Source organism: Hymenobacter segetis, from assembly GCF_038448715.1.
Lineage (GTDB): Bacteria > Bacteroidota > Bacteroidia > Cytophagales > Hymenobacteraceae > Hymenobacter > Hymenobacter segetis.
In genome coordinates, this window is sequence record NZ_JBCEVZ010000058.1 from 1 (window position 1) to 19,348 (window position 19,348).

Annotated in this window: 15 protein-coding genes; 12 read left to right on the forward strand and 3 right to left on the reverse strand. The window is 61.1% G+C overall.

Going from position 1 to position 19,348, the window contains the following annotated elements; genetic code table 11:
* The 4 genes from AAFH49_RS18005 to AAFH49_RS18020 form a co-directional block, all read left to right on the forward strand.
* Window positions 1-278: hypothetical protein (locus AAFH49_RS18005; RefSeq protein WP_425293344.1), on the forward strand; the 278-nt coding region annotated here is incomplete at its 5' end.
* Between the two features lie 165 nt (window positions 279-443).
* Window positions 444-1,451 carry an MBL fold metallo-hydrolase gene (locus tag AAFH49_RS18010; RefSeq protein WP_342300362.1) on the forward strand — a complete coding sequence of 336 codons (1,008 nt, stop codon included), beginning with the start codon at window positions 444-446 and terminating at the stop codon, window positions 1,449-1,451.
* Window positions 1,452-1,988: 537 nt separating this feature from the next.
* Window positions 1,989-4,760 (forward strand): TonB-dependent receptor, encoded by a 2,772-nt coding sequence (locus tag AAFH49_RS18015; protein WP_342300363.1) that lies wholly within the window; start codon window positions 1,989-1,991, stop codon window positions 4,758-4,760.
* Between the two features lie 281 nt (window positions 4,761-5,041).
* Window positions 5,042-7,849 carry a TonB-dependent receptor gene (locus AAFH49_RS18020; RefSeq protein WP_342300365.1) on the forward strand — a complete coding sequence of 936 codons (2,808 nt, stop codon included), beginning with the start codon at window positions 5,042-5,044 and terminating at the stop codon, window positions 7,847-7,849.
* 82 nt (window positions 7,850-7,931) lie between these two features.
* Here AAFH49_RS18020 and AAFH49_RS18025 read toward each other — a convergent pair whose 3' ends face one another.
* Together AAFH49_RS18025 and AAFH49_RS18030 are read right to left on the reverse strand one after the other, a co-directional pair.
* The gene (locus tag AAFH49_RS18025) at window positions 7,932-9,365 is read right to left on the reverse strand and encodes a hypothetical protein (RefSeq protein WP_342300367.1); all 1,434 of its coding nucleotides are present in this window, start codon (window positions 9,363-9,365) and stop codon (window positions 7,932-7,934) included.
* A 107-nt stretch (window positions 9,366-9,472) separates the two neighbouring features.
* Window positions 9,473-10,498, reverse strand: coding sequence for an OmpA family protein (locus tag AAFH49_RS18030; protein WP_342300368.1), 1,026 nt, complete (start codon window positions 10,496-10,498; stop codon window positions 9,473-9,475).
* Window positions 10,499-10,687: 189 nt separating this feature from the next.
* Here AAFH49_RS18030 and AAFH49_RS18035 point away from each other — a divergent pair, with 189 nt between their 5' ends.
* The 8 genes from AAFH49_RS18035 (at window position 10,688) to AAFH49_RS18070 (ending at window position 17,767) form a co-directional block, all read left to right on the forward strand.
* Window positions 10,688-11,734 carry a class I fructose-bisphosphate aldolase gene (locus AAFH49_RS18035; protein ID WP_342300369.1) on the forward strand — a complete coding sequence of 349 codons (1,047 nt, stop codon included), beginning with the start codon at window positions 10,688-10,690 and terminating at the stop codon, window positions 11,732-11,734.
* A 173-nt stretch (window positions 11,735-11,907) separates the two neighbouring features.
* Entirely contained in the window at window positions 11,908-12,816 is a 909-nt protein-coding gene (gene accD, locus AAFH49_RS18040; RefSeq protein WP_342300371.1) for an acetyl-CoA carboxylase, carboxyltransferase subunit beta, read from the forward strand.
* Between the two features lie 112 nt (window positions 12,817-12,928).
* Window positions 12,929-13,675 (forward strand): YiaD family glycine zipper/OmpA-like lipoprotein, encoded by a 747-nt coding sequence (locus AAFH49_RS18045; RefSeq protein ID WP_342300372.1) that lies wholly within the window; start codon window positions 12,929-12,931, stop codon window positions 13,673-13,675.
* 182 nt (window positions 13,676-13,857) lie between these two features.
* On the forward strand, window positions 13,858-14,136 hold the full coding sequence (locus tag AAFH49_RS18050; protein ID WP_342300374.1) for a YMGG-like glycine zipper-containing protein: 279 nt from the start codon (window positions 13,858-13,860) through the stop codon (window positions 14,134-14,136).
* Between the two features lie 220 nt (window positions 14,137-14,356).
* Window positions 14,357-15,070: a YiaD family glycine zipper/OmpA-like lipoprotein gene (locus AAFH49_RS18055; protein ID WP_342300376.1), complete on the forward strand. Its 714-nt coding sequence runs from the start codon at window positions 14,357-14,359 to the stop codon at window positions 15,068-15,070.
* 145 nt (window positions 15,071-15,215) lie between these two features.
* On the forward strand, window positions 15,216-15,989 hold the full coding sequence (locus AAFH49_RS18060) for an endonuclease III domain-containing protein (protein WP_342300377.1): 774 nt from the start codon (window positions 15,216-15,218) through the stop codon (window positions 15,987-15,989).
* A 129-nt stretch (window positions 15,990-16,118) separates the two neighbouring features.
* A complete protein-coding gene (locus tag AAFH49_RS18065) occupies window positions 16,119-17,105 on the forward strand; it encodes a radical SAM protein (RefSeq protein ID WP_342300379.1) in 987 nt (328 codons plus the stop codon).
* A gap of 146 nt (window positions 17,106-17,251) precedes the next feature.
* Window positions 17,252-17,767, forward strand: a complete 516-nt coding sequence (locus tag AAFH49_RS18070; RefSeq protein ID WP_342300381.1) for a gamma carbonic anhydrase family protein — start codon at window positions 17,252-17,254, stop codon at window positions 17,765-17,767.
* A gap of 74 nt (window positions 17,768-17,841) precedes the next feature.
* Here AAFH49_RS18070 and AAFH49_RS18075 read toward each other — a convergent pair whose 3' ends face one another.
* A complete protein-coding gene (locus AAFH49_RS18075) occupies window positions 17,842-19,176 on the reverse strand; it encodes a hemolysin family protein (RefSeq protein WP_342300391.1) in 1,335 nt (444 codons plus the stop codon).
* Window positions 19,177-19,348: the final 172 nt, after the last annotated feature.

A 19,348-nucleotide genomic window follows, 5' to 3' on the forward strand; every position in this document is an offset into this window, starting at 1 on the left:
GCTACACCCACGGCACTATTAATGACGAGCTGAAGGGCCAGTACGCCAGCGACTACTACTGGTTTTCGACCGATACCCGCTACGGCCCGCTGCTGGGCAGCCGCGTCACGTTTCTGGCTCCGCCCGTGGCGGCCACCGGCCAGCCGCGCAAGGTGTCGGTGTATTATGAGTTGGGTAGCAATGATTTGTACCTGGCCAGCTACCTCAACAACCGCAACGGCGGCCTGGGCTTTGGCCAGTTGCTGACGTTGGCGCTGGGCGTGAAAGCGGATTTCTAAAGGGCAGTAAGAATTATATCAGGCCGTCATGCTGAGCGAAGCCGAAGCATCTCTACTAGTGAAGTAATCAACTTTGCTATTGCGGTAGAGATGCTTCGACTTCGCTCAGCATGATGTTTCGGAGGGGCTTCAAATATTGCGGCGGCTGCTACGTCTACGCCCTCGATGAAACCAGTAGCCTCCGCCCGCCTGCAAGCCGTTCGCCACGGCAAAATCTATCAGAATGCCGTGCCCACCAGCGTCAGTCCGCCCTCTGGCTACGGCGCGCTGATGAAGCGCTGGCTGTTTGAAAAAGCCGAGCGGGAGCCGAAAAAGCCGCTCGGTCCTTTTCGCGCCGATATCGTCGCCCTAGCCGCCCCAGTGCCGGCCGATGCCCTGCGTGCCACCTGGCTGGGCCACAGCAGCATGCTGCTCGAAATCGACGGCCGCCGTTTCCTCACCGACCCGGTGTGGAGCGAGCGGGTGTCACCCTCGCAGCTGGTGGGGCCGAAGCGGTTTTTCGCCCCGCCGCTGCCCTTGGATAAGCTGCCGAAGCTGGATGCCGTCATCCTATCGCACGACCATTACGACCACCTCGATTCGGCCGCCATCCGCGTGCTGGGCCGCACGGGCGTGCCGTTTTTCTGCCCGCTGGGTGTGGGCGCGCACCTGCGCCGCTGGGGCGTGCCCGCCGCTAACATCACCGAACTGAGCTGGTGGGAAGCCGCCCCGTTGGGCGACGATTTCACGCTGGCAGCCACGCCGGCCCGCCATTTTTCGGGCCGGGGCCTCACTCGCAACGATACCCTTTGGGCCTCGTGGTGCCTGCTGGGGCCGACTCATAAGGTGTTTTTCGGCGGCGACTCCGGCCCCTTCGAGGAAGGATTCCGGCAGATAGGGGAGGCCTACGGGCCGTTCGATTTGACCATGCTGGAAATCGGCGCTTCCGACCCTGAGTGGGCCGATATCCATATGGGCCCCGACCACGCCCTCACGGCCCACCGGCTGCTGGGTGGTGGCCCGCTGCTGCCGCTGCACTGGGGCACGTTCAACTTGGCCTTTCACGCCTGGCAGCAACCCGTGCAGCGCCTGCTCGAGGCCGCCGGACCCGAGGTGCCGCTGCTACTGCCCGCCCCCGGCCAGCGCGTGGATGTGGCCGCCGGCCCCCTTAACTCGCGCTGGTGGGAGCGGTAGGCTAAATGGTTAAATAAGCGCGGCCGTAAACAATTATTGCGCCCGCAGCTTATACCCACTCGATTCCGGCCGCAGCCGTGGCCCGGCAATCCGACTTTATTTTTACCTCGTGATACAATTACTCACAGCCGCCCCCTTATCGGGAAATCGGCTGGCCTCCCCCAGCTTTTCCCCGAACCTTGCCAGCCTGCCCGCGTTCATGCGCGCGGCCGTGGTAGGGGGCTGTTGCTGTTGTTGTTAGGATAGAGCATTAGCCGGCAGGACATGGTTCCTTGCCCGGCTGAATGCCAGACCAGAAAAGAGCGGGAACCTGCCCCGGCGCGCCAATTACCGCGCCGTCGTGTAGCTGCGCGACAACATTTTGGTTGATTCTGATATATATAATTTGTTGGTTTTAATGGTCGCCTGTTGGTGCCGGAGTTGCCACGCAGGCGGCCCTGGCCAACGGCCGCCGTGGCTTTTCTTTTTCCTGGGTTTATCCGGCCCAAAACCCGCTGCGGCGGCCGCCGGAAACCCGTTTTACTTCCCCATTTTCTTATGATACACCCCACAACTACCCGAATCGGGCTGGTGGCGCTGCTTTTGTGGCTGACCACCGCTGCCGCCTGGGCTCAGAATATCACCGTGACCGGCCGCGTACTGGATGCCACCGGCCAAAGCCAGCCCGGCGTGACCGTGCTGGAGCAAGGTACCAGCAACGGCACCAGTACCGACGGCGACGGCCGTTTTTCGCTCAATAATGTGCCCGGCACGGCCACGCTGGTCTTTTCCGCAGTGGGCTCGCTCACCCAGCAAATCCCGCTGAATGGCCGCACGACACTCGAAATCCGCCTCGCCGCCAACCAGACCGAGCTGAACGAAGTGGTAGTAACCGGCTCGCGCGCCACTGAGGGCCGCTCCAATATTCTCACCACCTCGCCGGTGGACGTGATTTCGGCCCGCGAAATCAAGGCCTACGCCCAAACCGACGTCACCCAGATTCTGACCTACATCGCGCCCTCGTTCCAGAGCACGCGCCAGACCGTGACCGACGGCACCGATTTCGTGGACCCCGCCACCCTGCGCGGCCTCGGCCCCGACCAGGTGCTGGTGCTTGTGAACGGCAAGCGCCGCCACACTTCGGCCCTCGTCAACATCAACGGCACGCCCGGGCGCGGCTCGGTGGGCACCGATATGAACGTGATTCCGCCCGCCGCGATTAAGCGGATTGAAGTGCTGCGCGACGGTGCGGCCGCCCAGTACGGCTCCGATGCCATTGCCGGCGTTATCAACATTCAGCTGAAGGACGACACCACCGGCATCAGCGTGAGCAGCACCGCCGGCCAGACCGCCAAGAGCGACGGCCAGCTGTTCCAGGCCGATGCCAACCTGGGTTTCGGCCTCGGTCACCGGGGTTTTGTGGACGTGAGCGGCCAGTTCTCGAACCGCAGCTACGTCGACCGTAGCGGGCTCGACACGGCCCCGCTTATCTACCTCGGCACCACCAGCGGCAACTATCCCGCCGGCCTCACCGACCAACAGAAAATCGACCTGAAAGCCCGTGACAATGCCCTGGTAACCCAAAATGGCTTCAACCGCCGCGACATTCGGGTGGGCAGCGCCGATACGCGCACCTACGGCAGCTTCGTGAACGCGGCCTACACGCTGGCCCCCAGCATTGGCCTCGAAGCCTATTTCTCGGGCGGCCTCACGCGCCGCACGGGCTCGTCGGGCGCGCTGTACCGGCTGCCCACGCAGGTCACCCAAACCGATGCCAGCATCTACCCGAACGGCTTCCTGCCCTTCATCAACAGCACCGTGAACGACGGCTCGGCCATTGTGGGCCTGCGCGGCAAAGTCTTCGGCTTCGCCGCTGATTTGAGTAACACCTACGGCCGCAACGCGCTCAAATACAACATCACCAATACGCTGAACGCCTCGCTACCGGTCGGCACCAGCCCCACCAGCTTCTACGCCGGCGAGCTGGCTTTCCAGCAGAATACCACCAACCTGGGCTTCACCCGCAAGTTCATTGAAGTGGGCCCGCTGGCCACGCTGAACCTAGCGTTCGGCGGCGAGTTTCGGGTCGATAACTTCCAGATTTCGGCCGGCGATGAAGGTTCCTACATCCTCGGGCCGCGCTTAGTGGGTACTACGCCGGCCGCCGCTGGCTCGCAGGGTTTCGCCGGCTATCGGCCTTCTGATGCCCTGAACCAGAGTCGCAACAACGTGTCGGGCTACCTCGATTTGGAAAGCGACCTGACCGATAAGCTCCTGGTGGACGTAGCCGGCCGTGCCGAGCGCTACTCCGATTTCGGCTCGAACGTGAGCGGCAAAGTGGCCGCCCGCTACAGCATTCTCGACGGCCTGGCCCTGCGCGGGGCGCTCAGCAACGGTTTCCGGGCACCCTCGCTCCAGCAGCGCTACTTCACCAACTCCAGCACCCAGTTCACCAGCGGCGAGCTGCGCGAAGTGCTGACCACCAACAACGACGACGCCATTACCAAAGCATTCGGCATTGGCTCGCTGAAGCAGGAAAAGTCGACCAACTACAGCCTCGGCCTCACGGCGCGCCTCTTCAAAACCATCACGCTGACCGTGGATGCCTACCAGATTGACATCCGCGACCGCATCGTGCTCAGCTCGCAGTTCAGCCGCAGCAACGCGGTCGTGGCCGCCATCCTCACTGCCAACCCGCGTCCCGGCCAGAACCCGGTACAGGGCGTGCAGTTCTTCGCCAACGCCGTGAACACCCGCACCCAAGGCATCGACATCGTGGCCAATGAGCGCCTCACCCTCGGCCCGGATAGCCGCCTGACCCTGACGGCCGCCGCCAACTTCAACGAAACCACCGTGCGCAGCTTCAATAGCTCCGCCACCATCGACAACAACCCCAGCTTGCAAAACACGCTGTTCGACCGCGCCCAGCGCGCGCGCCTCGAGAACGGCCAGCCCCGCAGCAAAATCAACCTGAGCGCCGACTACGGCTACAAAATCTTCGGCCTGAACCTGCGCACCGTGCGCTTCGGCGAAGTGCAGACCAAGGACGCCGACCCCACCCGCTCGTTCATCGACCAGACCTTCGCCGCCAAATGGGTAACGGATTTGACCATCAGCGCGCAGGTTATCAAGAATATCGGCCTGAGCGTGGGCGTGAACAACCTGTTCAACGTGTACCCCGACCGCCTCTACCAGGACCCCAACAACAACGAGCAGAGCCTGACCTACACAACTCTGGATGCCACCAACCGGGGCCGTTTCCCCTACGGCTCCAACCAGTTTGGCTTCAACGGCGCATTCTACTTCGGCCGCGTGAATTTCACGCTGTAATTCCGCCGCATTTATTGCTGAAAAAGCCAGCTCCGTACTTGGGGCTGGCTTTTTTGCTGGTGGCAGAAGGCACCGAGGCGTTGAGACGAGTGGGCGCGGAACAATTGGCTGGCTATTGGTGGTAATAAAAATATATAAAATATAATATTTTTATTGTAGTTTTCAGCATGTTCCTGCATTTCTGCCCTTTGGGTCCCCAAACCTAATCAAAGGCTGCCGAAGCGAATGAGCGGGGCTGATTGCAACCATCCTATCCTGTTTTCACCAAAAAGCTTCGCTGTATGAAAAATCTGCTACTTCTCATCTTGCTGATAATGCTTACGGGGGCGGCGGCCCAGGCGCAAAAATCGACCGTGACGGGCCGGGTCTTGGGGGCGCAGGGCGAGGCCCTGCCCGGTGCCACGATACTGGAACGCGGCACCAGCAACGGCACCAGCACGGGCTCCAACGGCGATTTTACGCTCTCTGTTGACCCCGGTGCCACCATTACGGTGCAGGCCATTGGCTACGCCACGCAGCAGATTCCGCTCAATGGCCGCACCACGCTGGATGTGCGCCTGGTGGCCACTGCCCAGGATTTGAACGAGGTGGTGGTAACGGGGTCACGAGCCAGCGAGGGCCGCTCCAACATCCTCACTACGGCCCCGGTGGATGTGATTTCGGCCCGTGAAATCAAGGCCTTCGCCCAGACCGATGTGGCCCAGGTGCTGTCCTACGTCGCGCCCTCGTTCCAGTCGTCGCGCCAAACCATTTCCGATGGCACCGACCACATCGACCCCGCCAGCCTGCGTGGCCTCGGCCCCGACCAGGTGCTGGTGCTTGTGAACGGCAAGCGCCGCCACAATTCCTCGCTGGTCAACATCAACGGCACCATCGGGCGCGGCTCGGTGGGCACCGATTTGAACGTGATTCCCACCGCCAGCATCAAGCGCATTGAGGTGCTGCGCGACGGCGCGGCTGCCCTCTACGGCTCCGATGCCATTGCCGGGGTTATCAACATTCAGCTCAAAGACGACTCCACGGGCGTGACGGCCAGCAGCACCGTGGGCCAGACCAAGGAAAACGACGGCGGCGTAATTCAGGCCGATTTCAACGTGGGCATCGGCCTGAACAAGCGCGGCTACCTCGATTTGAGCGGCCAGTTTCAGAAGCACAACGCCTACAACCGCGGCTTTGCCGACACGGCCCCGCTCATTTACCTCGGCAATAATGGCGGCAACTACCCCGCCAGCGCCACCACCGAGCAAGCCCGCCGCGACCTCAAGGCTCAGGACGATGCGCTGGTGGCCCAGCGCGGCTTCAACCGCAACGACCTGCGCATTGGCAACGCTGCCACGCGCAACTACGGCGGTTTTCTCAACGGGGCCTACCGCCTGGGGCGCGGCTACGAGGTGTACCTCTCGGGCGGGGCTACGTACCGCACGGGCACGTCGGCGGGCTTCAACCGTCTGCCCAACCAGGCCACCCAAAGCGACCTGACGCTATTCCCAAACGGCTTTTTGCCGCTTATCAACACCACTATTTATGACCAGTCGGCCATTGTGGGTCTGCGTAAAGTCTTCAGTGAATTCGCGGTGGACCTGAGCAATACCTTTGGCCGCAACGAGTTGCGCTACGACATCAGTAACAGCGTGAATGCCTCGCTACCGCAGGGGCCTGGCATTGTGAACCCCACCGATTTCTACGCCGGCCGGCTAGCTTTCCTGCAAAACACCACCAACTTGGGCGTGTCGCGCAAATTCACAGACGTAGGTTTCCTGCCTACTGTCAACCTGGCGTTTGGCGGCGAGTTTCGCTACGATAAATTCCTGATTGGCAAGGGCGAATACGCGTCCTATGTCAACGGCGGCCGGCTGATTGGGACCACGCCCACGGCCTCGGGTTCGCAGGTTTTTCCCGGCTATCAGGCGCAGGATGAGGTGAACAAGAGCCGCACCAACGTGGCGGGCTACGTCGATTTGGAGAGCGACATCACCGAAAAGCTGCTGGTGCACCTGGCAGGGCGGGTCGAGAACTACTCCGATTTCGGCAGCAGCGTGAGCGGCCAGGCCGCCGCCCGGTTCAGCATTCTGGAGGGGCTGGCGTTGCGCGGCTCCATTGGCAATGGCTTCCGGGCACCGTCGTTGCAGCAGCGGTATTTCACCAACACCAGCACCCAGTTTGTGAACGGCCTGCCCAACCAGGTGCTCACCGTGAACAACGACAATCCCATCGTGCGCAACCAGGCATCGGACGCACAGCCGGGCTTCGGCCTGGGGGGCCTCACTAAGGAAAACTCCCGCAACTACAGCCTGGGCCTCACCGCCCGCGTGGCCCGCACCATCACCCTGACGGTGGATGCCTACCAGATTGACATCGACAACCGCATTGTGCTTTCGTCGCAATTCACCCGCACCAACCCCACGGTGAACACTATTCTGGGCACGCGCGATGTGAGCCGGGTGCAGTTTTTCGCCAATGCCGTGGATACCCGCACCCGGGGCATCGACATTGTGGCCAATGAGCGCATTACGCTGGGCGAAAAAAGCCGGCTGGGCCTGACCGCCGCCGCGAACTTCAACGAAACCACCGTGCGCGCCTTCAATAGCACGTCCACCACCATCAACAACGACCCGACCACCGGCACTGCCAGCCTGCAAAACACGCTGTTTGACCGCCAGCAGCGTGGCCGTCTCGAATCGGGCAACCCGCGCTCCAAAATCAACCTCTCGGCCAACTACGGCTACGGCATTTTCAGCATCGAAGCCCGGGCCGTGCGCTTCGGCGAGGTACAGTACAAAGACGCCGACCCCGCCCGCTCGTTCATCGACCAGACCTTCGCCGCCAAATGGGTGACCGACCTGACCCTGAGCGCCCAAATAACCAAGCAAATCGGCGTCATCGTGGGCGTAAACAACCTGTTCAACGTCTACCCCGACAAGTTTTTCCAGAACCCCCGCAACAACGAATTCAATTTCTCCGTCGACCCCAACTTGAGCTACAACTCCACCCTCGACAACACCAACCGAGGCCGCTTCGTGTATCCCGCCAACCAGTTTGGCTTCCAGGGCGCGTTCTACTTCGGCCGCGTGAATGTGACGCTGCCGTAGCAGTTGCCCGAATCATTAAAAAAGGCCGCCCCAACTCCGGAGCAGCCTTTTTTATGCTGGATAAATAGGGCCGGAGCTGGCGTTACCGGCCGCTGTAGGACAGGCGGGCTACCTGGGTGCCGCTCTGGTTGCGGGCGATGTAGAGGCCGGCGGCCACGCTGGTAGCTGGGTGCCACACCACGCTGCCGTCCGCAGCGGTAGTGAGTTGCACCACTGCCCGGCCCATTTCATCCGTAATAAGCACAGTTTGTCGACCCTGCCCCGTCAATTGAAACCGCACTTCGTCCTGAAACGGCACTGGGAAGGGTGGTTGCGCCAACGCTTGCCGAGAACGGGTGGCCAGCACCTGCTGCGTAACCAACACGGGCACAGTCACAGTGCCGAAACTCGGGGCCGGGCACGCATTATCATTGGCCGTAACGGGCAGCACGTAATGGCCCAGCGGCAGCGTGGCCGGCACTTGCCAGGTCAACTGGCCCTGGCCATTGCCCAGGTCTTGGAATGTAGTGCCGGGAACGATGCCCGGCGCGTTGCTGCCCAACGTCACCGTTTGCCCGGCATCGGGGTCGGCGGCCGTAAGGTTGAGAACCAGGGTTTGGCCGGGATTGACGCGAATAGTTTGGCCCAGCAGCTGGCCGGTTGGGTTGCTGGCAAGGGCCACGCGGGTAAACGCCGGCACTTGGTTTGTTCCAACCGTCACCAGGTACGTCATGTCGCGCGTGATGCTGCCGATTTGCTGCCACGCCCCGCCCACCCGCCGGTACTCATCGACCCGCGCCGCCAGGGCGTAGTATCCCTGTTGCGTGGGGCCCGCCACCGTCAGGAGCTCGCCCGTGGTGGCATTCAGCTGAAAGTGAGGCGCAATGGCCCCAACTGTGGGTTGGCCGCAGGGTACCGCCGTAGTCGGGTTGGCCAGCGGCTGCACCAGACGGTAGACCAGCGAGTCGCCTTCGCTATCGAAGGCACTCAGGCTGTAGTGCTGCGGCTGCGTGCTGGTGAGGTGCAGGAGCTGGGCGGTGGTGAAGCGGGGCGAAAAATTGGTCAGGCCCGTGGTGTTATCCAGCAGCGCCTGCACGTATGTGCTCATCTGTATCGACTGGGCCACGTTGGCCACCCCGTCTGACCGGTTCGAGCAATTGATGCTCAGCGTCCAGCGGGCGGGTGCCAACTGAACCAGGCCTTCTAACGTGGTGATTTGGAAGGGGTACTCGGAGTTGGCGCAGGCCCGGGGTGGCACTACAACTCCCGTGCGTACCAGCCAAGTAGTGAAGCTGCCGGGTAGCGTAGCCGCGCACCCGTTTTTGCCACAGGTCAACTCTATTTGTATGTCCGTTACCGGCGAATTCAGGTCCTCAAAAAGCCGGGCCGTGACGTGGTATTGGTTGGGATTGGCGGTGGTGCCCGCGTATTCGTAGGTCAGTTCCGCTCCCAGAATGTGGGAAGCATGCGCAACCGAGAAGGTGCCCAGCAAACAGACGAGAATGGCGAGGCTGCGGGAAAGGAAAGATGGACGCATGCTCAAATTGGAAAAGGGTAGTTACCAAACAGGGCCTCCGGCGTTTCCGGAGGCCCTGCGAAGGTATTCTAAACCAATTGAAAATGTGTTATTTGGCTGAGGCTTTTTCATTTGCCCGCCGGTGCTGCCGCCGGCGTGCTGGAGTTGCTGTCCAGAATCTGAAACAGGTCGTTGAGTTTGGGCGTGAGAATAATCTCGGTGCGGCGGTTCATGGCCTTATTAGCTGGCGAGTCGTTGGCGGCCACGGGCACGTACTGGCTGCGGCCCGAGGCCGTGACGCGCTCCGGCGAAACGCCCGCTGTGGTGAGCAGACGCGCGATTTCGGTGGCGCGCAGGGCGCTCAGGTCCCAGTTGTCGGTCATGCCGGCCGTGCCGCGCAGGATGGGCACGTTGTCGGTGTGGCCTTCCACCACCACGTTCACGTCTTTCTGCTCCTGGAGCACGGTGGCGAGCTTTTTCAGCGCCTCCTGGCCCTTGGGGTCCACTTTCGTGGAGCCCGATTTGAACAGCAATTGCTCCGACAGTGACACGTAAACCTTGCCGTCCTTCAGCTTCACCTGCAGGTCGCTGCTGTTGAAGCTGAGCAGGGCCTTGCTCACGCGAGCTTTCAGGTCATCCACGGCTTTGTCCTTGTCGGCCAGGGCTTTGGTGAGCTCGGTGAGGCGGGTTTCGCGGGCCTGCAGGTCGGCGGCGAGGCGGTCGTTGTTGGCTTTGCTTTTTTGAAGGGTGGTTTCCAGGTCGCCGAGCTCGGCTTCGCGGCGGGCCAGGTCTTTGGCTACTTTGTTGTAGTCGGAGGATTTGTTGGCCAGCTCCCGGTCGCTATTCTTGAGAAGCTTGTCATAGCTGCTGTTCAGTTCGTTGTAGAGGCTGCGGGTTTTGCGGTAGGCGTTGCCGGTTTCAGCCGAGTCGGTCATGAGGCGCTTTTGGGTGAGGCGCAGTTGGGCCAGCTCGTCGCTGGCCTTTTGCAGCTCGGCGGTGGCCCCGCGATACTGGCGCTCGGCGGCGGATTTGCCTTCGGCATCGGCCTTTTGGCGGGCGCTGAGGTCGTCGTATTTCTTGGCCGTCACACAGCTATTCAGAACGGGGGCGGCCAGCAGGCAAAGGCCCAACAGGGCGGGGGAGAAGGTTTTCACGGAGGAGAGGGGGGCGAAGTCCCGGGCCTTTCGCCGCCGGACTGCCCGGCCGCGTTGGCGAAGCAAGGTAGCGCTTAACCCGCGCTCAATCCTTCCGAAACCGCTTCTGACCTGTATTTCCGGTCTATATTTGCTTGCTTCCCACCCTGGTACGTGCCTGCCCGGCCCGGCCTGCATCCGCGCTTGCTCATGGCTGATTCCATCTCCTTAAGCCCCGAAAACGAAGCCCTGCTCACCCACCAATGCTTGGTGAAAAAGGACCTGCTGCACGCGCCCGGCCCCGATTTTCTGGACCGCTGCTTTGTGCCCGGCAGCCGCTCGGCGCAGGTGCTGCGCAGCCTCGGGGCCATTTACGGGCACGGCCGCCTGGGTGGCACCGGCTACGTCAGCATCCTGCCCGTCGACCAGGGCATCGAGCACACCGCCGGCTCGGCCTTCGGACCCAACCCGATGTATTTCGACCCCGAAAATATTCTGCGCCTGGCCGTGGAAGGCGGCTGCAATGCCGTGGCCACCACCTTTGGTACCTTCGGCACGGTGGCCCGGAAGTACGCCCACAAAATCCCGTTCCTGGTCAAAATCAACCACAACGAGCTGCTGACTTATCCCAATAAGTTTGACCAGATTATGTTCGGCTCGGTGCGGCAGGCTTGGGAGATGGGCGCTACCGCCGTGGGGGCCACCGTCTATTTCGGCTCGGCCGAAAGCAACCGCCAGATTACGGAAGTGACCGCCGCCTTCGAGGAAGCGCATGCGCTGGGCCTGGCCACCGTGCTCTGGTGCTACACGCGCAATAATGCCTTCAAAACGACGGAGAAAGACTTCCACGTCGCCGCCGACCTTACCGGCCAGGCCAACCACCTGGGCGTGACCATGGGAGCCGACATCATCAAGCAGAAGCTGCCCGAAAACAATGGCGGCTTTTCTACCCTGAAATTCGGCAAAACCTTCCCCGCCATGTACGACTCGCTCAGCACCGACCACCCCATCGACCTGACGCGCTACCAGGTGCTGAACTGCTACGCCGGCCGCATTGGCCTCATCAACTCGGGCGGCGAAAGCCACGGTGCGACCGACCGCGAAGAGGCTATTCGCACCGCCATTATCAACAAGCGCGCCGGCGGGCAGGGGCTGATATCGGGCCGCAAGGCCTTCCAGCGGCCTTTTGCCGAGGGCGTGGCACTCCTCAACGCCATTCAAGACGTATACCTCGACGGCCGCATCACCCTAGCTTAGCCCGGGCCCGATGCCCGGCGTGGGCTTCGGTAGCTTTCTTTGCAAAATGAGGCGTTAGTTATGGCTTATCTTTGACGCCCTGTAATTAGTCTTTGCAAGCCCGAAGCTTGCGACTCTTCTTCAAAAAAAATATCAGCTGTCGGGCCCCGGCCCCAGCTCCTAGCAACTAAAAAATGGCCTGGTTCAAGCGCGTAGAAAAGGGCATTGTGACCCCCACCGACCAGAAAAAAGAGACTCCCGACGGCCTCTGGTACAAGTGTCCGGAATGTAAAACGGTGGCCACCATGGCCGAGCACAAGCGCCTGCTGTACGTGTGCGGCAACTGCAACCATCACGACCGCATCGACGCCATCGACTACTTCGAATTCCTCTTCGACCAAGGCGAATTCACGGAGCTCGACGCCAATCTCACCTCCGGCGACCCGCTGCATTTCGTCGATACTAAAGAGTACCCCAAGCGCGTGGCGGCCACCGAGCGCAACACCGGCCTGAAAGATGCCGTGCGCACCGCCCACGGCCTGAGCGCCGGCCAGCCGCTGGTGGTAGCGGCCATGGATTTCAAGTTCATTGGCGGCTCGATGGGCTCGGTGGTGGGTGAGAAAATTGCCCGCGCCATCGACTTCGCCCGCCAGAACCGCACCCCGTTTCTGATGATTTCGCGCTCCGGCGGTGCCCGCATGATGGAGGCCGGCTACTCGCTCATGCAAATGGCCAAAACCTCAGCCAAGCTGGCCCTGCTCTCCGAAGCCGGCGTGCCCTACGTGAGCCTGCTCACCGACCCGACCACGGGCGGCGTCACCGCTTCATTCGCAATGCTTGGCGACTTTAACATTGCCGAGCCCGGCGCGCTCATCGGCTTTGCCGGCCCGCGCGTTATCAAAGAAACCATTGGTAAGGACCTGCCCAAGGGCTTCCAGAGTGCCGAATTCGTGCTGGAGCACGGCTTCCTCGATTTCATCGTGGACCGCCGCGAGCTAAAGCAGCGCCTGGCCGATTTGCTGGGCATGTTGCAGCCCGCGCCGGCTGCGGCCGCCAGCGCCCCTGCGCCCCGTCGCGCTGTTACGAAGGCTCCTCAGCAATAGAGGAAAGGCCTTTTCCGTTTTCGGCACACTTCTTGAAAAACCCGTTTCCAGCCTTGGGACGGGTTTTTCCGTATAAGGGCCGAAAACAACTTCACCAATCCCTCATTTTCACATGAACACCTCCAAATCCCTTCTTTCTGTTCTGATGGCTTTCGTGCTGCTGTTCAGCTCTTGCGCCACTTCGCAGCAAGCCAGCTCCTCGCAGCCCGACCTTTCGACTAACAACGGTACCGGAGCCCGCAAAACCGGCATGAGCAAAACCGCTAAAGGCGGCCTGCTGGGTGCTGGCGGCGGTGCCGTATTGGGCGGTGTGGTAGGCGGCCTGTTGGGCGGCGGCAAAGGCACGGCCATCGGCGCTATCGTGGGTGCTGCCGCTGGTGGTACCACGGGTGCCATCATCGGCCGTAAGATGGACAAAGCCGCTGCCGAGCTGCAAACCGACATGAAAGGTGCCCGCGTAGAGCGCGTGGGCGAAGGCATCAAAATCACCTTCGACTCGGGCATTCTCTTCGACACCAACTCGGCTACGCTGCGTCCGGCTTCGGAAGCCGACATCAGCAAAATGGCTGCCGTGCTCCAGAAATACCCTGACACCAACGTGCTGATTGAAGGCCACACCGACAACTCGGGTTCGGATGCCATCAACCAGCCACTCTCGGAGCGCCGGGCCCAGTCGGTGGCTAACTCGACCATCGCCAAAGGCGTGGCCTCGAGCCGAATCACCACCCAGGGCTACGGTTCGACCCAGCCCGTAGGTGATAACACCACGCCCGAAGGCAAGCAGGCCAACCGTCGCGTAGAAGTGGCTATCTACGCCAACGAGAAAATGAAAAAGGCTGCCGAGCAAGGCCGTCTGTAATCAGGAAAAGTCCGGCACTAGCTGCCGCAATTAGTAAGAAGGCCGTCTCCGCTGGGGACGGTCTTTTTTTGGGCCTTTTGGTTCGCGGAGCGACGGAAGGTTTTGGGAATTTTAGAAACCCTACCCGTTTGGTGTGCGTTGAAATCCCGTAATACCTCCCATTAACTTTAACTTCCTGAATCATGAAATCCCTGCGCGTAGTATTCGCTTTGTTTTTGATGTTCTTCGTATTAGCTGGCACCAGTGTTCAGGCCCAAACCCCCAAGAAGGGCTGGAGCAATAAGGCCAAAGGCGCTGCCATTGGCGGCGGCGCGGGTGCCGTGACGGGCGCGGTGCTGGGTGGCGGCAAAGGCGCTCTGATTGGCGGTGCTGCCGGCGTAATCGGCGGCGGCCTGATTGGCCGCAACAAGGACAAGAAGAAAGACCCGGCCCGCTACAACGCCTATCACAACAAGAAGTAATTCCGACGCACCGCGCAATTGCGCTGACGTGTTAAAAAAGGCCCTGCCACCCGGCGGGGCCTTTTTTTGTGGCTGAACGAGCCAGCCACAAGGTTGGGCGTGCCAAAAGACCTGCCGGCCCCTGATAGTTTGGCAAGGTGGTTGCAAATGGCGTACTTGCCGGCCAATTCACGAGCTGTGCTTTCTGGCCGGCGTTTTTTATCCAAACCCTTTTTCAAACATGAAATTTCTTCGTTCCTCTCTTGCGTTTCTGTTCGCCCTGCTGCTGGTAAACAACTTCGCGCAAGCCCAGACCACCACCGTTTCGACGGATAAGCCGAAAGGCATGAGCAAAACCCTCAAAGGCGGCATCATTGGCGGCCTGGGTGGCGCGGTGGCCGGTGGCGTAGCTGGTCGTTTGATTGGTGGTAAGTCGGGCACGGCCAAAGGTGCTATCATTGGCGCCGTGGTGGGTGGTACCGCTGGTGCCCTCATCGGCCGCAAAATGGACAAGGCTGCCGCTGAGCTGCGCCGCGACCTGGAAGGCGCTACCGTAGAGCGCGTGGGTGAAGGCATCAAAATCACCTTCGCTTCGGGCATCCTGTTCGGCACCAACTCGTCGAGCCTGACCCCGGAAGCTGCCGGCAACATCGACCAGCTGGCCACCACGCTGAAAAAATACGCCGACACCAACGTCGTAATCGAAGGCCACACCGACAGCTCGGGTTCGGATGCCATCAACCAGCCCCTCTCGGAGCGTCGTGCTCAGGCGGTGTCGAATGAAATCCAGGGCCAGGGCGTAGATGCAGCCCGCATCACAGCCAAAGGCTACGGCTCGACTCAGCCCGTGGGCGACAACAGCACCGCTGCTGGCAAAGCTGCTAACCGCCGCGTAGAAGTGGCCATCTTCGCCAACGAGAAGATGCAGAAGGCCGCCAAGAAAGGCCAGCTGTAAGACAAAGCCGGCTGTGTAAGAGCAGCCGGTATTCAACTAAAAAGGCGACCAGCTTGGTCGCCTTTTTTTATGCCGTTAAAACAGAGCGGAGTCTAAACGCTGGCGGTCGGGCAACTTTGCCCGGAGCTAAACGGTACAACGCGCCATGCCTTCTCCCGACGCTACCTACGCCTCGCCCGCCGCCGAAAAAGCCTGGGCCGACCACCAGATTCTCGACCATTTCTACGGCCACCTGCCGCCCGAGCCGCGCCGCACGCCTATGCGCGAGCTCATTTCCACCGTCCTCTCGCACCGTACCACCCACGCCGACGAAGAACTGGCCTATGACCGCATGCTGGAAGCCTTCGGCGACTGGGCCGGCGTAGAGGCTGCGCCCACGCCGGAACTGGCCCATGCCATCCGCACCACGCGCTGGCCCGATACCCAGGCCCCGCGCATCCAGGAAATCCTGCGGCGCATCCGGGCCGAAACGGGCGGGCCGTTCGACTTGGATTTTCTGGCCGACTGGCCCACCGAAAAGGGCATGGCCTGGCTCACCGATATGCCCGGTATCGGGCTGAAAACGGCTTCGTTGGTGCTGCTTTTTAATTATCACAAGCCGGTGCTGCCCGTTGATACGCACGTGCATCGGGTGGCGCAGCGAGTGGGGTTTCTGGGGCCGAAAGTATCAGTAGAGAAGGCGCATAGCGTGCTGCTGGCCCTGCTGCCGGCCGATGCCGAGACGCTGTTCAACTTCCACAAGCATAACTACTGGCACGGGCAGCAGATTTGCTTTTTCCTGCGGCCCAACTGTGCGCGGTGCCCACTGAAGGGCTTCTGCAATTATTATCAGGAGCATTTTGGGGAAGCCACGGCGGAGGCACTGGCCGCTACGCCCACACAATGGGACCCGGCCGCCTGGGGCAAGCTGCCGCATTAACAACAACTATCTGAACGTCATGCTGAGCGCAGCCGAAGCATCTCTACCGCAATAGTAAATGAATACTTGCGCGGTAGAGATGCTTCGGCTGCGCTCAGCATGACGTTCAGGGGACTGTACCTTTACGCCATGCGCCTCGTCAAGCACCCCGTTCTCTGCAATTACTACGTCACGTACCGATGCAATGCGAAGTGTGCGTTTTGCGACATCTGGGAGAAGCCCTCGCCCTACATCACCCTTGAGGACGTGGACCGCAACCTGCGCGACCTCAAGCGGCTGGGCGTGTCCGTCATTGATTTCACGGGCGGCGAGCCGCTGCTGCACCGGCAACTGCCCGAGTTTCTGGGGCTGGCACGGGAACTGGGCTTCATCACAACAGTGACGACTAACGGCCTGCTATACCCCAAAAACGCGGAAAAGCTGCGCGGCAAAGTGGATATGCTCCACTTCTCCCTCGACTCGGCCGACCGTGACACCCACGACCTAGGTCGGGGCGTAGCCTGCTACGATTTCGTGCTCGAAAGCATTCGTGTAGCCAAAGAGCTGGGTGAGCGGCCTGACATCCTCTTCACCGTCTTCCGCAAAAACCTGGCGGATTTGGAGGCCGTGTACCGCGACATCACCCAGCCCAACGGCCTCGTGCTCATCCTCAACCCCGCCTTCGAGTACGGCGACGTGGAAACCGGCGAGCAGCTCACCCCCGAGGAGCTGGACTACCTCTCCGCTTTCGGCAAGCGCAAGGGCGTGTACCTGAACGAAGCCTTTATCGAGCTGCGGCGCGATGGCGGCAACCACGTAGCCGCGCCCGTGTGCCGGGCCGCCAGCACCACGCTGGTCATCTCGCCCAGCAACGAACTGGTGCTGCCCTGCTACCACCTCGGCGAACAGAAATTTCCCATCGAAGGCAAATTATTCGACCTCTACAACGCCCCCGAAACCCAGCGCCTGGCCGCCCTCGAAGGCCGCCTGCCCGCCTGCGAGGGCTGCACCATCAACTGCTACATGCAGCCCAGCTTCGCAGTGGAAACCAGTAAATACTTCTGGCAGGCACTGCCGAGTACGCTCAAGTATAACTGGGAAAAAGGGACGTGGAAGCGGCTGATTGGGGTGGCGTAGAACAGTATAAAAGAACGTCATGCTGAGCGAAGTCGAAGCATCTCTACCGAGGAAGTAATCCAATCAAAAGGATTTACTATTGCGGTAGAGATGCTTCGACTTCGCTCAGCATGACCGTTCCTTATTTTAGCAAATAGTCCATTCCCATGCCCGCCCTCATCCTCCCCGTTCACGGCATCACGCCCACCATTCCCGCCGACTGCTATGTTGCAGACAACGCCACCATCATCGGCGATGTGGTGCTGGGTGCTAAATGCACCGTCTGGTTCACGGCCGTCATTCGCGGCGACGTGCACAGCATCCGCATCGGCGACGAAACCAATATCCAGGACGGGGCCGTGCTGCACTGCACCTACCAGAAGGCCCCGCTCAACATTGGCAGCCGCGTCAGCATCGGGCACCGGGCGCTGGTGCACGGCTGCACTGTGGAGGACGACGTGCTCATCGGCATGGGGGCCATCGTGATGGACCACGCCGTGGTGGGCACAGGTTGCATCATCGCGGCCGGGGCTGTGGTGCTGGAGAACTTCGTGTGCGAGCCCGGCTTTCTCTATGCCGGCGTACCCGCCAAAAAAATCAAGCTCGTGACAGAAGCCCAGCGCGAAGGGTTGAAGCGCACCGCAGCCAATTACCAGACTTATGCCAGTTGGTTACAGCAATAAACTATTTTCAACCGAAAGCAAAAAGCCCGTCTGATTCATCAGACGGGCTTTTTACTTTCGGTTGAAAATCAGAATTACACTTCGTCGCTGAGTTCGCCTCGTGGGGCTTCGCGCTCGGCGGGGGTGGTGATGCGGAGCTGCACCAGCTCCACGGCGCGGCGCGAGCGTTGCAACACGCGGAACTCGTAGGGGTCGAGCACGGCCACGTCGCCCACTTCCGGGATGCTGCCGTAGATGACGTTGAGCAGACCGCCCACGGTTTCGTAGTCTTCGCCCTCGGGCAGGGGGTAGGGGAGGAATTCGTTGGCGTCGGAGATGGGCGTGGCAGGGTTCACGCGGTATTCGTCGTCGGCCACTTTTTCCACCACGGGCACCTCGTTGTCGTACTCGTCCTGGATTTCGCCCACCAGCTCTTCCATGATGTCCTCGATGGTGACGATGCCCGACACGCCGCCGAACTCATCGCTCACGATGGCCATCACGATGTGCTTGCGCTGGAACTGGCGCAGCAGGCGGTTGATTTTCTTGGTTTCGGGCACGAAGTAGGGCGGGCGCATGATGCGGGCCAGTTCCACGGCCTCGCCGCGCCGGATGATGGGCAGCAGGTCCTTCACGTTGAGCACGCCCACGATGTTGTCAATGTTGCCCTCGTACACCGGCATGCGCGAAAAGCCTTCGCTGAAAATGGTGTCGAGCAGCTGCTCGGCGGGCGCGTTCACGTCCAAGGCCGAGAGCTTGGTGCGGGGCACCATAATCTGCTTCACCATGCGGTCGTTGAACTGAAACACGTTCTCAATCAGCTCGTGCTCCGAGTCCTGAATTTCGCCGCTTTCCTTACTCTGGTCAAGCAGCAGGCGCAATTCGTCGGAGGTGTGGGCCTCCGTGCCGTGCACATTCTGGATGCCTACCGCGCCCAGCATCAGGTTGCTGGCTTTGGAGAGAAACCAGGTGAGGGGCCGGGTGAGGAAATAGAAGCCGCGCAGGGGTAGCACCAAGGCCAGGCTCACCGCTTCGGGCCGCTGAATGGCCAGCGCCTTCGGGAAAAGCTCGCCGAACAATACGTGCATGAACGTGAGGACAATCAGCCCCATCGCCACGGCCAGGCTGTGCGCTGTGAGGGCCGAAATGGGCAAGCCCAGCCGCGGCAGGAAGCCCAAAAATATTTCCGTGAACAGCTCTTCGCCCACCGCACCCAATAGCAGGGAAGCAATGGTGACGCCCAATTGCGTGGCCGAAAGGTAGTCGTAGAGCTTGTGGAGCACGCCCAGGGCCTGGCCGGCCAGCCGGCTGCCCTCCTTGGCTTTAATCTCCAGTTGCGAGAGGCGCACGCGAATCAGCGAGAATTCGGCAGCCACGAAAAATCCGTTTACTAAGACGAGTAAAACGGTAAATAGTATTTGTAAACCCATGTCGGCGGCCCCCGCGACGCGGTCGGTCTGGGGGCCTTTGTAGGCCAAAAGTACGCAGTTTGACGCAGGTGGTTGGCGTGCTGAACTTTTAACTCACCCGTTTGTCATGTAGCACGACCTAATTTTGGGCCCCGAAGCGGGTGTAAGCCCTAGCCGGTTGAGGCGACTACCC